At 34.3% G+C, this 14,680-nt stretch carries 11 protein-coding genes and 2 pseudogenes; 11 read left to right on the forward strand and 2 right to left on the reverse strand.

Features of this window, described 5'->3' with window-relative positions; all coding sequences use genetic code 11:
* Positions 1-313 precede the first annotated feature (313 nt).
* From MKY02_RS08885 to MKY02_RS08900, 4 genes are all read left to right on the forward strand, one after another.
* Positions 314-2,053, forward strand: coding sequence for a methyl-accepting chemotaxis protein (locus tag MKY02_RS08885; protein WP_340710992.1), 1,740 nt, complete (start codon positions 314-316; stop codon positions 2,051-2,053).
* Positions 2,054-2,809 carry an SDR family NAD(P)-dependent oxidoreductase gene (locus tag MKY02_RS08890; RefSeq protein ID WP_235175704.1) on the forward strand — a complete coding sequence of 252 codons (756 nt, stop codon included), beginning with the start codon at positions 2,054-2,056 and terminating at the stop codon, positions 2,807-2,809.
* A 27-nt stretch (positions 2,810-2,836) separates the two neighbouring features.
* Positions 2,837-4,315, forward strand: coding sequence for a sodium:solute symporter family protein (locus tag MKY02_RS08895; protein WP_235175712.1), 1,479 nt, complete (start codon positions 2,837-2,839; stop codon positions 4,313-4,315).
* A 260-nt stretch (positions 4,316-4,575) separates the two neighbouring features.
* Positions 4,576-4,773, forward strand: a complete 198-nt coding sequence (locus MKY02_RS08900) for a hypothetical protein (RefSeq protein WP_038182771.1) — start codon at positions 4,576-4,578, stop codon at positions 4,771-4,773.
* Between the two features lie 92 nt (positions 4,774-4,865).
* On the opposite strand, the gene MKY02_RS08905 is transcribed toward MKY02_RS08900, so the two are convergent.
* Positions 4,866-5,714 carry a DegV family protein gene (locus tag MKY02_RS08905; protein WP_076035259.1) on the reverse strand — a complete coding sequence of 283 codons (849 nt, stop codon included), beginning with the start codon at positions 5,712-5,714 and terminating at the stop codon, positions 4,866-4,868.
* A 599-nt stretch (positions 5,715-6,313) separates the two neighbouring features.
* On the opposite strand from MKY02_RS08905, the pseudogene MKY02_RS08910 reads away from it, so the two are divergent.
* Together MKY02_RS08910 and MKY02_RS08915 are read left to right on the forward strand one after the other, a co-directional pair.
* Positions 6,314-6,622, forward strand: a pseudogene (locus MKY02_RS08910) (NUDIX domain-containing protein); the annotation flags it as partial.
* 155 nt (positions 6,623-6,777) lie between these two features.
* Positions 6,778-7,053 (forward strand): DUF4190 domain-containing protein, encoded by a 276-nt coding sequence (locus tag MKY02_RS08915; protein ID WP_038182766.1) that lies wholly within the window; start codon positions 6,778-6,780, stop codon positions 7,051-7,053.
* 411 nt (positions 7,054-7,464) lie between these two features.
* On the opposite strand, the gene helD is transcribed toward MKY02_RS08915, so the two are convergent.
* The gene (gene helD / locus MKY02_RS08920) at positions 7,465-9,801 is read right to left on the reverse strand and encodes an RNA polymerase recycling motor HelD (protein ID WP_076035260.1); all 2,337 of its coding nucleotides are present in this window, start codon (positions 9,799-9,801) and stop codon (positions 7,465-7,467) included.
* Positions 9,802-10,325: 524 nt separating this feature from the next.
* Between helD and MKY02_RS08925 the strand changes: the two genes are divergently transcribed.
* From MKY02_RS08925 to MKY02_RS08945, 5 genes and pseudogenes are all read left to right on the forward strand, one after another.
* Positions 10,326-11,093, forward strand: coding sequence for a DUF2935 domain-containing protein (locus MKY02_RS08925; protein WP_268746462.1), 768 nt, complete (start codon positions 10,326-10,328; stop codon positions 11,091-11,093).
* Positions 11,094-11,438: 345 nt separating this feature from the next.
* Positions 11,439-11,828 carry a VOC family protein gene (locus MKY02_RS08930; RefSeq protein ID WP_038182759.1) on the forward strand — a complete coding sequence of 130 codons (390 nt, stop codon included), beginning with the start codon at positions 11,439-11,441 and terminating at the stop codon, positions 11,826-11,828.
* Positions 11,829-11,975: 147 nt separating this feature from the next.
* A pseudogene (locus MKY02_RS08935) lies at positions 11,976-12,092 on the forward strand (HD domain-containing protein); the annotation flags it as partial.
* Positions 12,093-12,404: 312 nt separating this feature from the next.
* Complete coding sequence (locus tag MKY02_RS08940) at positions 12,405-13,112, forward strand: SF0329 family protein (RefSeq protein ID WP_340710993.1); 708 nt, start codon at positions 12,405-12,407, stop codon at positions 13,110-13,112.
* Between the two features lie 791 nt (positions 13,113-13,903).
* The gene (locus MKY02_RS08945) at positions 13,904-14,359 is read left to right on the forward strand and encodes a GNAT family N-acetyltransferase (protein ID WP_038182754.1); all 456 of its coding nucleotides are present in this window, start codon (positions 13,904-13,906) and stop codon (positions 14,357-14,359) included.
* Positions 14,360-14,680 lie beyond the last annotated feature (321 nt).

A 14,680-nucleotide genomic window follows, 5' to 3' on the forward strand; every position in this document is an offset into this window, starting at 1 on the left:
GAGACTATATGCATATTTGCTTTACGAATAATTAGTTAATTTAGTGTAAAAAATATAAAAATATGTGATTATATTAACATATTACATTGCCAATTATTAGAATTAGTGATATATTTTTTAAGGATAATAGGCAACTGGAAAATTGAGATTGCAATAGATATGGGTCTAAAGTGATGTTGTTATGGTGACCAAGTTGCTAAAAAAATGCTAGATTAGTCTCTATTCTAGTTTTTTATTTTGCCTATTTCGTTAAGGGATAGGTTTTTTCGTTATTATAGAAATATAAAAATATAAGAGGAGGGAATTACTTATTATGCGTTATTTTAAAAACTTTTCTTTAAAGAACAAGTTACTATTAACAGTTTCGATTATTGTTTTAACTCTTTTCACTGTTATAACGATACAAAGTATTACGCAATTACATACTCAGTTAGAAAAAAATCTCGAACAGGAATTAAAAAGTGTAGGATTGTTGACATCAAAAAATCTTGCTCCTAATAAAGTGGAAAGCTTACTTACCATTAAGGGAAATGATGATCCACAGTTTAAAGAAATTCAAAGCAACTTGGATGATATAAAGGATAAACAAGGTGTTATGTATTGGAGCTATATATGGAAGATGGAGCCTGAAGGTGTTACTACTATCGGCTATACTGAAAATTTAGAAGAAGTGTATAATGCCGGTGAATTGTTTACTGATATTGCTCCAATTCATTTGAAAACTGCAAAGCTTGCAATTAAAAATGATCAACCTGAGGTAACGGAAATTTTCGAAGATTCGTTTGGTACATGGAGAACTGTTTTTAGTCCATTGAAAGACGGAAATGGAAAGACGATTGCAGTAATAGGTATCGATTATTCTGCGGATTATATTCAGACGATTATTACTAAAAGTGTAACAAAACAAATAATCACGGCAATCATCGGACTTGTCATTTTATTATTTGTATTATATTTCACTATTGATCGCCTACTTAAACCATTAAACAAAGCAGTTACTGTTGCAGATAAAGTAGCGAATGGTGACTTAAAAAATGTAGAACTTGAGACTACAAATGATGAAGTTGGGAAACTGTCTCAGTCTATAAAAACGATGGTTTCAAATTTACAGCACGTCATATTGAATATCAAAAATACGTCAAATCAAGTTGCATCATCTGCAACGCAACTAACTGCTAATGCAACAGAATCATACAAAAACTCTAGTAATGTTTCTAACGAGATGGAGAGAATGGCTCGAAATGCTGAAACGGCATTGATAATGACAGAAGAAACAGCCACAGCGATGGAAGAATCAGCTGAAGGGATACAACGAATTGCAGAATCGGCATATACCGTTTCGGAATCTTCTAACCTAACTTCAGATGCAGCTAAGCAAGGAAATGAAGTCATTCAACAAGTAATTGGTCAAATGAATTTAATTAATGAATCTGTTAATCAAATGGATCAAACAATTAAAGGTTTGAATAGTAACTCTACTAAAATCAGCGGAATAGTTAACTTTATAACTGATATAGCCGATCAAACAAACTTATTAGCATTAAACGCTGCTATTGAAGCGGCTAGAGCAGGTGAGCACGGTAAAGGATTTGCGGTAGTTGCTGGTGAGGTTAAGAAATTAGCGGAACAATCATCTCACTTTGCGGGAGAAATTTATAAGATTATTAATGAGATTCAAGTAGATTCGAATGCATCTGTAACAGTAATGGAAAAAGGAAAAGAAAATGTAAAAGTTGGATTGGATTATACGACGCAAGCAGGAGCAATATTTAAGGAAATACTCAATTCTGCAAAGCATGTAGCAGAACAAATTCAGGAAATATCTGCAGCATCGCAACAAATATCTGCTTCGTCGGAAGAAGTGGCAGCGACAGTCAATAATTTGAAAGTATCATCACAACAATCGGCTGAATTTTCTTTAAGTGTTTCCAAGTTAACGGATGAGCAACTATTAGCTATGCAGGAAGTACGGGAAGCATCTGCCTCATTAGGACAAACAGCTGAGGAATTGCAAGCACTTATTACTAAATTTGAATTAGAGGGTGACAAATAAATGATGGACTTAAAACTTACAGGTAAAAATGTTCTAGTTACAGGTTCAAGCATGGGTATAGGGCGAGCAATCGCACTAGCCTTTGCTGAACAAGGTGCAAATGTATTAATAAACTATGTCGGAGACGATCATATCGCAGAGACAGTTCGTTTGCAGGCAGAGGAAAACGGTGCAAAAGCATTAAAATACAATGCGGACGTATCAGATTCTAGCCAAGTAAGCGATATGTTTCAATACATGGATACTCAACTAGGTGAAATTGATATTCTTGTTAACAATGCAGGGATTGCGCAAAATGCTCCCATTACAGAGATGACAGATGAGCAATGGGACAAGATGATAAAAGTTCATCTCTACGGTAACTTTTACAATTGTCGTGAAGCAGCTAAGAGAATGAAGGTAAAAAATAAAGGTAAAATTATTAATATTTCTTCTGATTTAGGAAGTTTAGGCTGTGAAGAATATACACATTATTCAGCAGCAAAAGGCGGCATTAATGCTTTTACGAAATCATTGGCAAGAGAACTAGCGCCAAATATTACAGTCAATGCTGTAGCTCCTGGTGGAACACATACAGATATTCTACTAGCCTTCGGTGACAATTATATCGAAGAGGAATCAGCAAAATATCCGTTAAAGAGATTAGCGCAACCAGAAGAAATCGCCAAAAGTGTCTTATTTTTAGCTTCAGAAAATGCAGATTTTTATACGGGGCAAATACTGGGGCCAAATGGTGGCGGTGTCATGAACGGATAATGAACTAGTTGAGGAGTATTGGAATTGATGAATATTGTCGTATTTTGTTTATATTTAGTTTTTATTTATTATATTGGTTTTAAAGGCTACAAACGTGTCAAAACAGCAGAAGATTTAATTGTAGCAAGCTGGAGCATGCCATTATCTGTTGTAACAGGTAGTTTAATAGCTGCATTATTAGCAGCACCATTCTTCTTTGCAGCGGTTGGTTCAGGATATACAAGTGGTGGCTTTGAAGGATCTGCAACAATGGGTGGTTTAGGAACATGTATGATTTTAGGAGCTTTAATCTGGACTAAACCTCTTAGAAGATTAAGAGGATGGACATTAGCAGATTACTACGGGTTAAGATATGGTAGCAAAAAATTAGGTGCGTACACTGGTATAGTAATGGCCGTAGCATTTGGTGTTTTCAATGCAGGTGCCTTAACTGTAGGGGGTACTTATATTATTCAAACCCTTTTACAAATTGATTTCTTACCAGCAGCTTTATTGTTTGTTTCTTTAACAGCTCTATATTCTGTAATTGGTGGTTTATGGGCTGTAGCCTATACAGAAATCGTTCAGGGCGCATTAGCAATTGCAGGTATTTTAGGAATAACTGTATTTATCATATTCTACTACCCTGATATTACATTCAACCCTGAATGGTGGAATGTAAATGAATTGTTTAATAGAGGCGGAGTTGAATTTTGGACTCTCTATTTAGTATTGGCACTTGGTGATATCCCAGCGGTAGACTTAGGGCAACGAGTTGCAGCGGCAAAAAGTCCACGTGTAGCTCAGCTAAGTATGATTATTGCAGGTTCCGTTATTATTGCTATTAGCTGGATTCCGGGCATGTTAGGAGAAGCATTTAAAACAATTTATCCAAACAGTTCTAATCCTGAAACCCTGATGTTAGCATTTGCACAAGGTTATTTCCCTCCACTGTTATCAGCAATATTCTTAACAGCAATGGCAGCGATGGGGATGTCAACAGTAGCGGCATGTTACGTAGCAACATCAGGTATTATTACAAAGAACGTTTATTTAGATTTCATTAATAAAAATCCAGACCCAAAGAAATTATTAGTTTTCTCAAGAATTATGATTCTAGTAAGTGCGGTATTAGGTTTAGTACTAGCTATTAGTGCACAAAAAGTAATTGATTTAGCATATCTAGCTTGGGATATTGTGTTTGTAACGATATTCTGGCCAATTGTCTTAGGACCATTCTGGAAACGTGTGAGTACGCCTGCCGTATGGGCTAGTATTTCTATTGGTCTTATATATTATATTGTTACTTCACTTACTCATGTACCTGGACCAAAAATTGAATCGGATGGCTTTATTGGTTTATTGAATGAGCTATGGTTCATGCCTGGTTTCTCTGGGGTAGTGATTTCTGGTATTACCATTGTCGTCATCAGTCTCATAATCCCGCCTACACAACACGTTCTTGATATGCACAAAATCGAGAAAGATAAATCACTTGATGAAGTAGGGAGTAAAGAAGAATTATAAGGTTTTAATTCAACAAATAACTAAAGATCAGAGTCGATAGCAGGGCATGTATATGAGCATGTCCTGTCTATAATTAATTTGTTGAATTCAAATAAAGAAGTTTAATTTACAATAAAGTCGATTAAAAAATAATATAGTTGTTAAAGAAGATGGTGTGAAATTGGATTTTCATACTATCTTTTTGATTTCTCTGTATAATAAAAGAAAAAGTATTTCGATATTCGTAGTGTAAGAAGTACAGTTTAAAGAGGGTGTATTCCATGAAAAAAACAATATTAAAATCGATTATAGTTTTATCATATATATATTGTTTAGGGTATATTTTATTTGACTTTCCTAATGATACCTTTGTATTGCGTACTATTACTGGTGTAATGTCGTTTATTTTTTCTTATAGTCTATTGTTGAAAATTCTTGATAATAAAAAAGAGAAAAAACTAGCAAATAGTGAAAAATAATCGAGGATAACTATTTTTCTAGAAATAAGTAAAAAAAGACCTTTGTTAGCATCTAAACTGTAATGCTAATCACAGGTCTAATACATTTATTTTTAGCATTTCACCCAGCTAAGTCCAGTCGTACCTTCACCGGCATGTACGCCAACACATGCACTAAGTGGTAGGACTAGCACTTTAAGCTCGGGGAATTCTTGTAATAGTTCATCTCTCCAGGTTTGAGCATCCTTGTCATTGTTACAATTGATGACGGCGACTTCTTTGATATCTGCGTTCTTTATATCATTCCGAAGTAAATCAGTCACATACTTTTTCGCTCTCTTATCAGCTCGAACCTTTTCTTTCATAACCACTTTCCCGTTATCAAATGAAATAACCACTTTAATATTTAATAGATTACTTAAGAATGCTTTAGTACCAGATACACGACCGCTTTTATGCAGTTGATCTAAGCTAGATGGAATGAAAGATAGCTCAGCATTTTCTGTCATTTTTTCAATATGAGCAACAACTTCCTCTATGTCGTGCCCCTTATCAACCAGTGCAATTCCGTCTTTAATCATTTTACCCATTGGATATGAGCCAATCTTCGAATCAATTGAGTAAACTTGAAAATTTGCCAATTGTGCAGCAGTTTGTGAACTTTGGTAAGTTCCAGATAAATCGCTAGAAGTATGCACGGCCACCGCACAGTCATAGCCTTCAGCCTTTAATTTTTTGTAAAGCTCGACCATTTCGCCAATAGCTGGCTGCGATGTTTTTGGATGTACTTTAGCAGAACGGAGTTTGTCATAAAATTCATCATGTGTCATATCGACTGTTTCTCTGAAAGCGCCTTCAGAGAAAACTATATTTAATGGCAAAACATGAACATTATACTTTTTTATGAAAGTCTCGTTTAGCAGTGCAGCTGTATCAGTAACCCAAGCAATCTTCTTAGTCATTATAATATTTTCCCCTTTAGATGTAATGTAGTGGCGTGTACGTTCGCAAGAAAAGGTGGAACAAACCATCTATTAACGTTAATGTACAACAGGTTAGGAATAAGTTGATAGTGATAATTGTCATATAGAGTCGAAATTTCGGGAATTGAGACATAATTTGAACATAAATTGCTTGATGGGAAAATAATTTATTAATAAAAATTATATTCGTATATGGATAGGGTGTGACTAATAATGTGTCTTAGTGTAGCTTTGTGAATGAGATTGGTTATTTTGAAAAAATTTTGAGTGAAGATATCTTTTCTCTATAGATTTCTTAGAGTTTAGGTGATTTTTTTGTTGGATAATTATGTTAATGTAAATATTGAGATTATGAAGAAACATACTTACACTAACTAACGTAGCAATTTAGTTTAATAATATAGGATGTTTTGAGGAGGGGATGGTATAAAAGTTAGAAACTCAGTAAAGGCAATTATTTTGGATGGGGAAAAAATATTATTAACTAAAAATCAAGATGATGATGGTTATTTTTTCTTTGTCCTGGCGGGGGTCAAGATCACGGTGAAACATTTCATACCACTTTAAAAAGAGAGTGTAATGAAGAAATTGGATTCAATATTGATATCCAAGAGTTATTACATATCAGGGAGTATATAGGAAAAAATCATGAATATGCTGAAATTGATTTTGATGTTCATCAAGTAGAATATTATTTTTTGTGTCAAATAAATAGCACTGAAAAGCCAATAGAGCCAACAAATCCTGATAGCCATCAGGTAGGTATTGAGTGGGTTCGTATTGAGGATTTATTAAATTACAGGTTATACCCAAAGGAGTTGAAAAAATATATAATCGGATATTTATATGCTGAAAATTCCCCAGTTTATCTTGGTGATATAAATTAACTTTTTTACTAACAGACGCTTTAGTAGAAGACCGTTGAGCTGTTGGTATGGACGTTAGAGTAATTAAGTAACGGGGCAGTTCGTGTGTTTGGAATAGGATTATGATTTTTGTAATAAGTTAAATAAAAGAACACTTACATTTATAGGGGGATAAAATGGAGGAAACAAATAGTAAATCGATTGCATCACTCGCTTTGGGTATTTTATCCATATTTATACCTTTTGTTGGCTTAATCCTCGGCATTATTGGAATTATTTTGTCATCTAAAAGTATGAAAGAGATTGACCAAACAAGTGAAAAAGGAAAAGGGCTCGCTATTTCAGGTAAGATTTGTAGTATCGTAGGCATCTGTGTTCAGATTCTTTTAGTTTTACTTATCGTTTTATCAATTGCATCATTTTCTTTTTTTACTAATTCAGGAAGTAATTAAGAAATTATAATGTTTTTTTCTTCAAGTAACGAGGGCTTTATCTCAATATGGGGTGAAGCCTTTTTCTTATTCAAGTACTTGGTCAGGTTATTTGGACAATAGAGAAAAAGGAAGAGAGTGAAAAAATAAATAATATATACTAGTTATTATTGGGTAGTTAGTAAAATTTCAGATGAGCTATCCATCCAAAAGTTTATTCTAGAAAGGATGTTGAATATTCCATTTTTAAATTATATTAATTTGTTTTAAGAGTGAGTTTTATTACTGTAATTAAGTTTTATGGCTGTCTTTTTTAATGCAAAAAAGCCGAAAAATGTAAGCGGTAAATAAAGACTTACATATTTTCGGCTGATTAATATTATTCTTAACTAGGAATAACCTCATGTGTTTATCGTTTAAATTTCAACTAAGTCAAGCTTGGATGTAACTTTCCAGCAAGATGTTTCGCAATAATGGGGTCGGTTCACCTACACTGTAAAGTTGCAAATAATGCATAGCTCGGGTGCAAGCAGTGTAGAATGCTCTGCGAAGGCTCTCATCGCCGTATACTTGCTCTGATGCGTTATAAATGATAACAGCGTCGAATTCGATTCCTTTGGCCAAATACGACGGTATGACAACAACTCCTTGTTCATATTCAATCGAGCCGTTCTTCACGAGCTTAATATCATCGATGTGGGACAGGGCTTCGTATGCACTCTTACTTTCCTTAGCGGATTTACATATTATAGCAATACTGTTATAACGAAGACTTCTTAAATTTGCGACTTTAGATGCGATGCAGCGGTGCAGTTCAGCGTGATCGAGCAATTGTGTTAGCACGGGTCGATCGCCGTCGCGTTCGAAAGGAATAATTCGTTCACCGTTAGGTACTAGTCTCCGTGTAAATTCGATTATCGGTTTTGTGGATCGATAGCTGCGTGTCATGTTGATCACTTCCGTTTCATCCTGACCGTATAAGCTCATAAGTGTGTTAAAATCATCCATTTCGCTTGCATGGGCGAATATCGCCTGATTAAAGTCACCTAGCACAGTCATTCTTGCCGAAGGAAATAAACGCTTTAGAAACTCGAATTGAAACGGTGAATAATCCTGCGCCTCATCAACAAGTACGTGCTTTATCGAGCCGTTCGTCTGAAAGCCTTGAATCATCTCTTTCATAAATAAGAACGGAGTAGCATCTTCATAAGATAATTTGCCATCATCTAGCATTTCCGACGTCGCTTGACAAATCTCCACCCACTCCGCGGGTGTTTCCTCTTCTATCCACTTTTTGATCTGCAGGGGTTCAGCAAAAAGCTGCTTATATATCCCTTTAATGTCGATGAAACCAAATGTTCGAACTCGTTTACGTAACGGCTTTAAGTTCTGTTGAACAATCAATCGAGCAAGTACTTCAGGCTCAATCTCATAATCGGCAATAGATTCTCCTGTAAAGCCTCGTTTTTTTGCTAAGTAGGTATGGGCCTTGTGGTATTCCTCGTCACTAAGTAGCTCGATTTTTTCCTGTACCCATGGCTTAGTCAGTTCAGCCTTTTGAGTTGCGTTGATTTTCTTAACTAGCCAATCCTGTAACTTTTCAAGTCTATTATGGAAGCGGAGTGAAGTGTCGTTACTATAAAACCTTTCTGCTATTTGCCCCGCAGTAACAATCGGTTCTCCTCTGAAAATCATGTCCTTGAATTTCATTCCAGAGAACTCTAACGATTTCATATATAATTCGATCGCATTGAAAAAAAGAGGTGATGCTTTGAATCGAATGCTTGCAACCCTTGCCTTGTATGAAGGGGTATTCGTAGCAGTTAAAACATATTCCAATTGCTCGAAGGGATTTTCAACTTGAAATTCTTTACTTAGCCGATGGTCTAAGTATTCCTGGAATGTAACCTGCTGCATATTCTCTTCTCCAAGTTCTGGCAGCACATTAGACACATAACTGTTAAACATCGAATTAGGTGAAAATAGAATTATTTGATCGGCATTCATACTATCTCGATTTTTGTAGAGCAAAAAAGCAATCCGTTGCAGGGCGGCCGATGTCTTGCCACTGCCAGCTGCACCGTGTACAATAAGCAGTTTCCCACAATCATGACGAATGATTCGATTTTGCTCCTGTTGAATCGTAGCTACTATATTGTGCATATGTTTATCTGTGCCTTTGCCCAGTACCTGTTGTAAAATCTCGTCTCCAATGGTAAGACTCGTATCGAACATGGATTGAAGAACACCGTCACGGATAAGATATTGCCCCTTTTTCTCCAAAATGCCTTTGATTTCACCCTCAAGTGTTGCATACTTAGCCGGTCCAGTCTGGTACTCATAGTAGATACTTGAGATAGGTGCCCTCCAGTCATAGATAAGAAATTCTTCGCCACTCGCATCTGTAAGTGTGGAAATTCCAATATAGATTTGTTCTTGAGCAGATTCTCCTTCTTCAATGAAATCGATTCGGCCGAAGTAGGGAACATCTTGCATACGTCGAAGTGTAGACAATTGCTTAGATACATGTCTATCGGTGCTTTGACTTACAGTTAGAGCTTGAGCCTCTTGTCTCAAGCCGATGATGGTCTCAAGATAATCGTCAAAAGTATCAAGATTCACCTTGACTTCATCAAAGAAGTGTTTGCGTATATTAACCAGTTCGTTTTGACGCCGAGAAGTTTCTTCCTCTAATTTGCAGATGCGCTCCGTTATTGTCTCTATTACACTGTCCACACGTTTTTGCTCCTGCTTAAATTCTGAATTCATAGCAACCACTCCTTAAAAAAATTGGGATTGACAAACGAAAAAGTATGTTGTATAATTTAAAATAGGGATATAATGTTCACAATAATTATTAGCGTATATCTATATAAATTTACCATAGGTTCTCATTTTTTTCAATGTATTTGACATGATTTCTTTGCGTGCCGATTCTAAATGGCTAATTGCCATAACATACACTAATTAAATGTAAGAAGCACACACCCTCTAGATAAGAGGGTGTTTTTTTGACCACAATTTTAATACAAAGTATATAAATCATAAATAATATCTAGTTCTTTTTGTTGTACTATTGATTCAATAACTTCTGTAATGTCGTGTGATAGTCTTACATTTAAATTTGGATTAATTGCAACCGTGATATCAATTAGTAACAGACTTCCGTTCTAATGGTCTTTTGTTCAACTTAGATATCAAAAAGTCATTTATTCAAATTGCTTTGAATAAATTAGATATCGTTAATACAATTAGAGGAGGAATATCAAGTTCCTACATTTGTAACGCAATCGTTGGAGGAGATACGATTTTGGTCACGGATAATGAAAGAACACGCTTTCTTTTTAAGTCTTGGATTTACAGCTGATCAGACAGAACTTATTCAAGAAGCACAGAATTTTATTACAGTTTTTGAACGGATTGAAGAACAAATTAGTAGTTATAATGAAAATACAGATCCGGAAGTAATTAGGCAGTTAAACATTCAAGTGTACCAATCTACCTCTTATATTTGGGCTTATAAGCGAAAGGTACTAGGATTAATTTTAAGTTGCAAAATAATATCTAACAACATTCCATTATTAGTAGACCATACTAGTCGTGAAGCATATTATTTTGCGAAGCGATTAAAAGAATTAAATGAAGGTATACTGATACCGTTACCTGAAGCCATAATTAAAGAAAATGTATTCTTCCTGAAAATTATGGCAGACCATTCAAAATTCATTGGCCACCTGCTAGACCCTTCTGAAAGAAAATTAGTGGACCAGGCACGTGAGTTCAGTCATGATTTCGATCAACTTCTTTTCCAGGCACAAGATTTAGATCATATGCGCCCTCAATCAGAAACAACACCGCTCTTAGATCAGTTTCTTGACCAAAATCGAGTATCTGTCGTGGCGTTACGTGATTTCAAGAAAACAGCAAGAGATTTAATAGAAGCGTGTAGAATAAAAAGCAATATTCCTGCTCTTCTTGCTGACCACGTATACCGTGAAGCAGATCATTTTCTACACATTATTGATGCATTCGATGCGCATCTTACAGCGCAAAAATCTTAACTACTCTGTATGAATAGAACTCTATGAGAGCCAGGAAGTTCAATATTAATTAAGAGGCATCCACTAATCGACTTACTGGAGTGCCTCTTTTAATTATGTCAATATATAGACAACTTAGGGAACACTGAAAAATGATAGGGCCAATACTGAAATGCGATGTTGACCCTTTAAATGAATTGAAGTGTTAAAGCCTTTCTTCAACAACTGGAAGGCTTAGCAGAAGATCGTTGAGCTGTCCAGACAGCTCTTTTTTTAAAAGCTAAATGGGCAGTTTAGTAGAATAAGAAGGGTTGCTTCTTACTTTATAGAATACATATACAATGTACTATTTTAGGAGGTAAATAGATGATTTTTGAAATAACCAATCAAGTTCGTGTAACTGATTTTAAAGAAGGACATAAGTGGTATGAAGCACTACTAAACAAAAAAGCTGATTTCATACCACACGACGGATTCGCTGAATGGGAAATAATTCCTGGTTGCTGGTTGCAAGTTGCTGAAGGAACACCATCAGAAGAAAGTGGACCTTTACGTTTAGGGGTAACTGATATAATAGCTGAAAGAGATAGACTAGTAAATGAGTTGAAAATTGACGAATTTGAGATTTACTCCCGTGAAGAAGTTTCTGCAAAATGGGGAACTTTCACTGACCCTTGGGGAAATCGACTTGGACTATTTGAGTATTTGGATAAGAAAGAAGAAAATGACCGTATAAAAACAATTTTAGGAGTTTAAATATTATTAACGGGGGCTTTAGTAGAATATCTTGGAGCTGTTCAGGCAGCTCTTTTTTTATTTAACTAAAGGGGCAGTTTAGTTCAACAATAACCGTGTGGGTACCTTGGTAGTTAGCATGTAGACTGGCATTAAGGGGGATATAGATTGGTTTTATCAGATGACATTTACGGAGAATTCGAGGTAGACAAAGTATTAGAAGAATTAATATTAAGTAAACCAGTGCAAAGATTAAAGGGGGTTCATCACGGGGCAGTTTACTTGTATGGCTGGTATATCAGCTGGTGTAAGTGATTCTTCAGATTCAATTGGGGAGTGCAATTTAATCCATTAATAAATAGTTACTTCTGTAACACCATATTCGCTTGCAAGCTGATTGACGGGTGTACCAGCACGAAAGTTATACGATTGATTCTTTGAATTCTTGGTTGTAACGTTTTTGTTTCATTACGGACACGTCCTCTCTTAATTTTTAGGTTAAGGACTTAACTTCAATGTGTCCATAAATCTATACTAAATCCAAGGTGAGATAATTTTTTATTGGATATTTATGTTTATTACTATAAGAATTAAAAATTGAGTAGAAATTATTATGTTTTAGGTGAACTGTGGTTTACAACTGGTGATGTATATGAGTTTTATAAGCAATTAGATAAGTACTATCGTAAAATAAAAGGGACAGCTGTTTTTTGGAATTACAAAACCTCTCTGAAATTAGAGGTTGTATTCATTTATGAGATAAAGGGGTTAAAAATGTATAGTCCAAAATGGAGTAAAGTAAAAAAACAATTAAAAAGTTTTACGTGCGACTCATTAAAAGACCGAATCGATTTTCATATTATTAACTACCGAAAAGCCCATGATCAATTAGGTAGAGCAGTTATTACAGTGGATAAAAAAGAAATTTTTAGTATGTGTACAATCATAGCTGAAAGAGAAATGAATAGAAAAGAATGGAATATTAGAGAAGAGCAAAATGTTAAATACGATATTTATGATCATAAACATAACTTAGAAATGGGATTACAAGCTCATGAAATGATTAAAGAAGAGGGGATCTTGGCGCAGTATGACTTTTTTGATGCAGTAGAAGAATACCTTAGTTCCCCAATAGATACTTCTATAAAATCTACTGACATTATTATAAAAGTTCTATCCTTAATAGATAGACGAGTAGGAAAAAGAACATTAAAAAAACTCAATGAATCTTTTGAAACTGAACATGAGGGTATTAGATATTTTTTAAAATTAAGGTGTGATGCTGAGGGGATAAGATTTAGTTAATAAATCTCGGTATTTCCATATAAGTGCGCGATTCTTGAAGAAGCGTCTCATTTCTTATTCAACTAACCACGGGGCTTTAGTAGAATATCTTGGAGCTGTTCAGGCAGCTCTTTTTTATTTAACTAACTGGGCAGGTTAGATAAATAAGGTGTTTATTTTATCATTTAACAATAGAGTTACATGGACGAAGAAAAAGAAGTAATACAGTTTAATATTAATTATATAGAATAGTTACAGTTAATATATAAGAGAAATCGAATCAATAGGGACTCAAAAAAGTAGGTTTGGAAGAAGGAAGATTTTTGCGAAACAAATTACCGTGGTATTTAAATAAAGGATCGTTATATTTTTTCTGTATAATAACTCCTCCAATCGGTTATATAATTCTCGTTAGTAATTTAAAGAAATTTAAGTATGAGGAAAGAATTAGTTACCTTACGATTGCAACGATTATGATGTCTATATGGGTATTGAAATTTTTACCTGATAAATTAAGCTTTTATGTATGGAGCTTTATATTAGCGGTTTTAATAGGAAAATCTGTATTAAAAATAATAAAAAGGAAAGATAAATAGCTGTAGCTTTGTAAAAAAAGATTGATTATTTATTATATAGATTGATAATTTGTAAAGTTTGATTAAATCAACCCACCTCTATTGATTTCCAAGATGTGAGTTGATTTTTTTGTTGGATATTTATGTTAATATCAATATAAAGATTGTGTAGAATTTTACTTAAACTAACAGGGCAGAATAGTTTAACAAGAATTACGTAATTCGGAGGGGATACACATGGAGAAATATGAGGTAAAACAAATAAATAATCTGTTAAATTTTGATTTTGATAGTTTAGTAAAGCAAAGTAAAGAAGACGGTTTTCGTTTTGTAGAAAGATTAGTAAATGACTATAGAAATGGCAGTAATACTTTTAACCATTTTGGAGAAGGTTTATTTGGCGTGTTTAATCAAGAAGGTGTCCTTGTTGCTATTGGTGGATTAAATAAAGATCCATTTTCGAATGAACAGTCTATTGGTAGGCTGAGAAGGTTTTATGTTAGTAAAGCGTATAGGAGAAATGGTATAGGAAGCCTTTTGGTAAAAAGGATAATTGACGAAGCAAAAAAATATTATAAAATTATAGTGCTTCATACAGATACGGAACAAGCTGATAAATTTTATTCTTCTATAGGATTTTCAAAGGAAACTCTTTATCCAAATTCAAGCCACTTTATGGAGTTTAAAAGCTAAAGTGTTACCAAATTAACGTGGGCTTTACTTCAATAAGGAGTAGAGCCTTTTTCTTATTGAACTAACGGGGCAGGTTAGTTCAAGAGAGAGTGCTGTTTGATCTTTGTTCAATAATTGGGCCATTGTAATGGAAATTAGCCAATTCCAGACTTAAATCCAAAATTACAAATAAAGTTAAAAAAAATTGATAAAACAAAAACTTTTTTTCTTTTTAAAACGTTTAATAAATACTAACTATTAAATTTATTATGAAAGTAGTTGATATTTTATAGTGTTATAGATATTTGTTTAATATAGGTAGGAATAGAATTACAATTTAAT

The organism is Viridibacillus sp. FSL R5-0888, from assembly GCF_038009105.1.
Lineage (GTDB): Bacteria > Bacillota > Bacilli > Bacillales_A > Planococcaceae > Viridibacillus > Viridibacillus arenosi.

Excerpts from the sequence above, each read along its gene's own strand:
- MKY02_RS08885 (WP_340710992.1), top strand. The coding sequence starts at position 314 with ATGCGTTATTTTAAAAACTTTTCTTTAAAGAACAAGTTACTATTAACA.
- MKY02_RS08890 (WP_235175704.1), top strand. The coding sequence starts at position 2,054 with ATGATGGACTTAAAACTTACAGGTAAAAATGTTCTAGTTACAGGTTCA.
- MKY02_RS08895 (WP_235175712.1), top strand. The coding sequence starts at position 2,837 with ATGAATATTGTCGTATTTTGTTTATATTTAGTTTTTATTTATTATATT.
- MKY02_RS08900 (WP_038182771.1), top strand. The coding sequence starts at position 4,576 with ATGAAAAAAACAATATTAAAATCGATTATAGTTTTATCATATATATAT.
- MKY02_RS08905 (WP_076035259.1), bottom strand. The coding sequence starts at position 5,714 with ATGACTAAGAAGATTGCTTGGGTTACTGATACAGCTGCACTGCTAAAC.
- MKY02_RS08915 (WP_038182766.1), top strand. The coding sequence starts at position 6,778 with ATGGAGGAAACAAATAGTAAATCGATTGCATCACTCGCTTTGGGTATT.
- helD (WP_076035260.1), bottom strand. The coding sequence starts at position 9,801 with ATGAATTCAGAATTTAAGCAGGAGCAAAAACGTGTGGACAGTGTAATA.
- MKY02_RS08930 (WP_038182759.1), top strand. The coding sequence starts at position 11,439 with ATGATTTTTGAAATAACCAATCAAGTTCGTGTAACTGATTTTAAAGAA.
- MKY02_RS08945 (WP_038182754.1), top strand. The coding sequence starts at position 13,904 with ATGGAGAAATATGAGGTAAAACAAATAAATAATCTGTTAAATTTTGAT.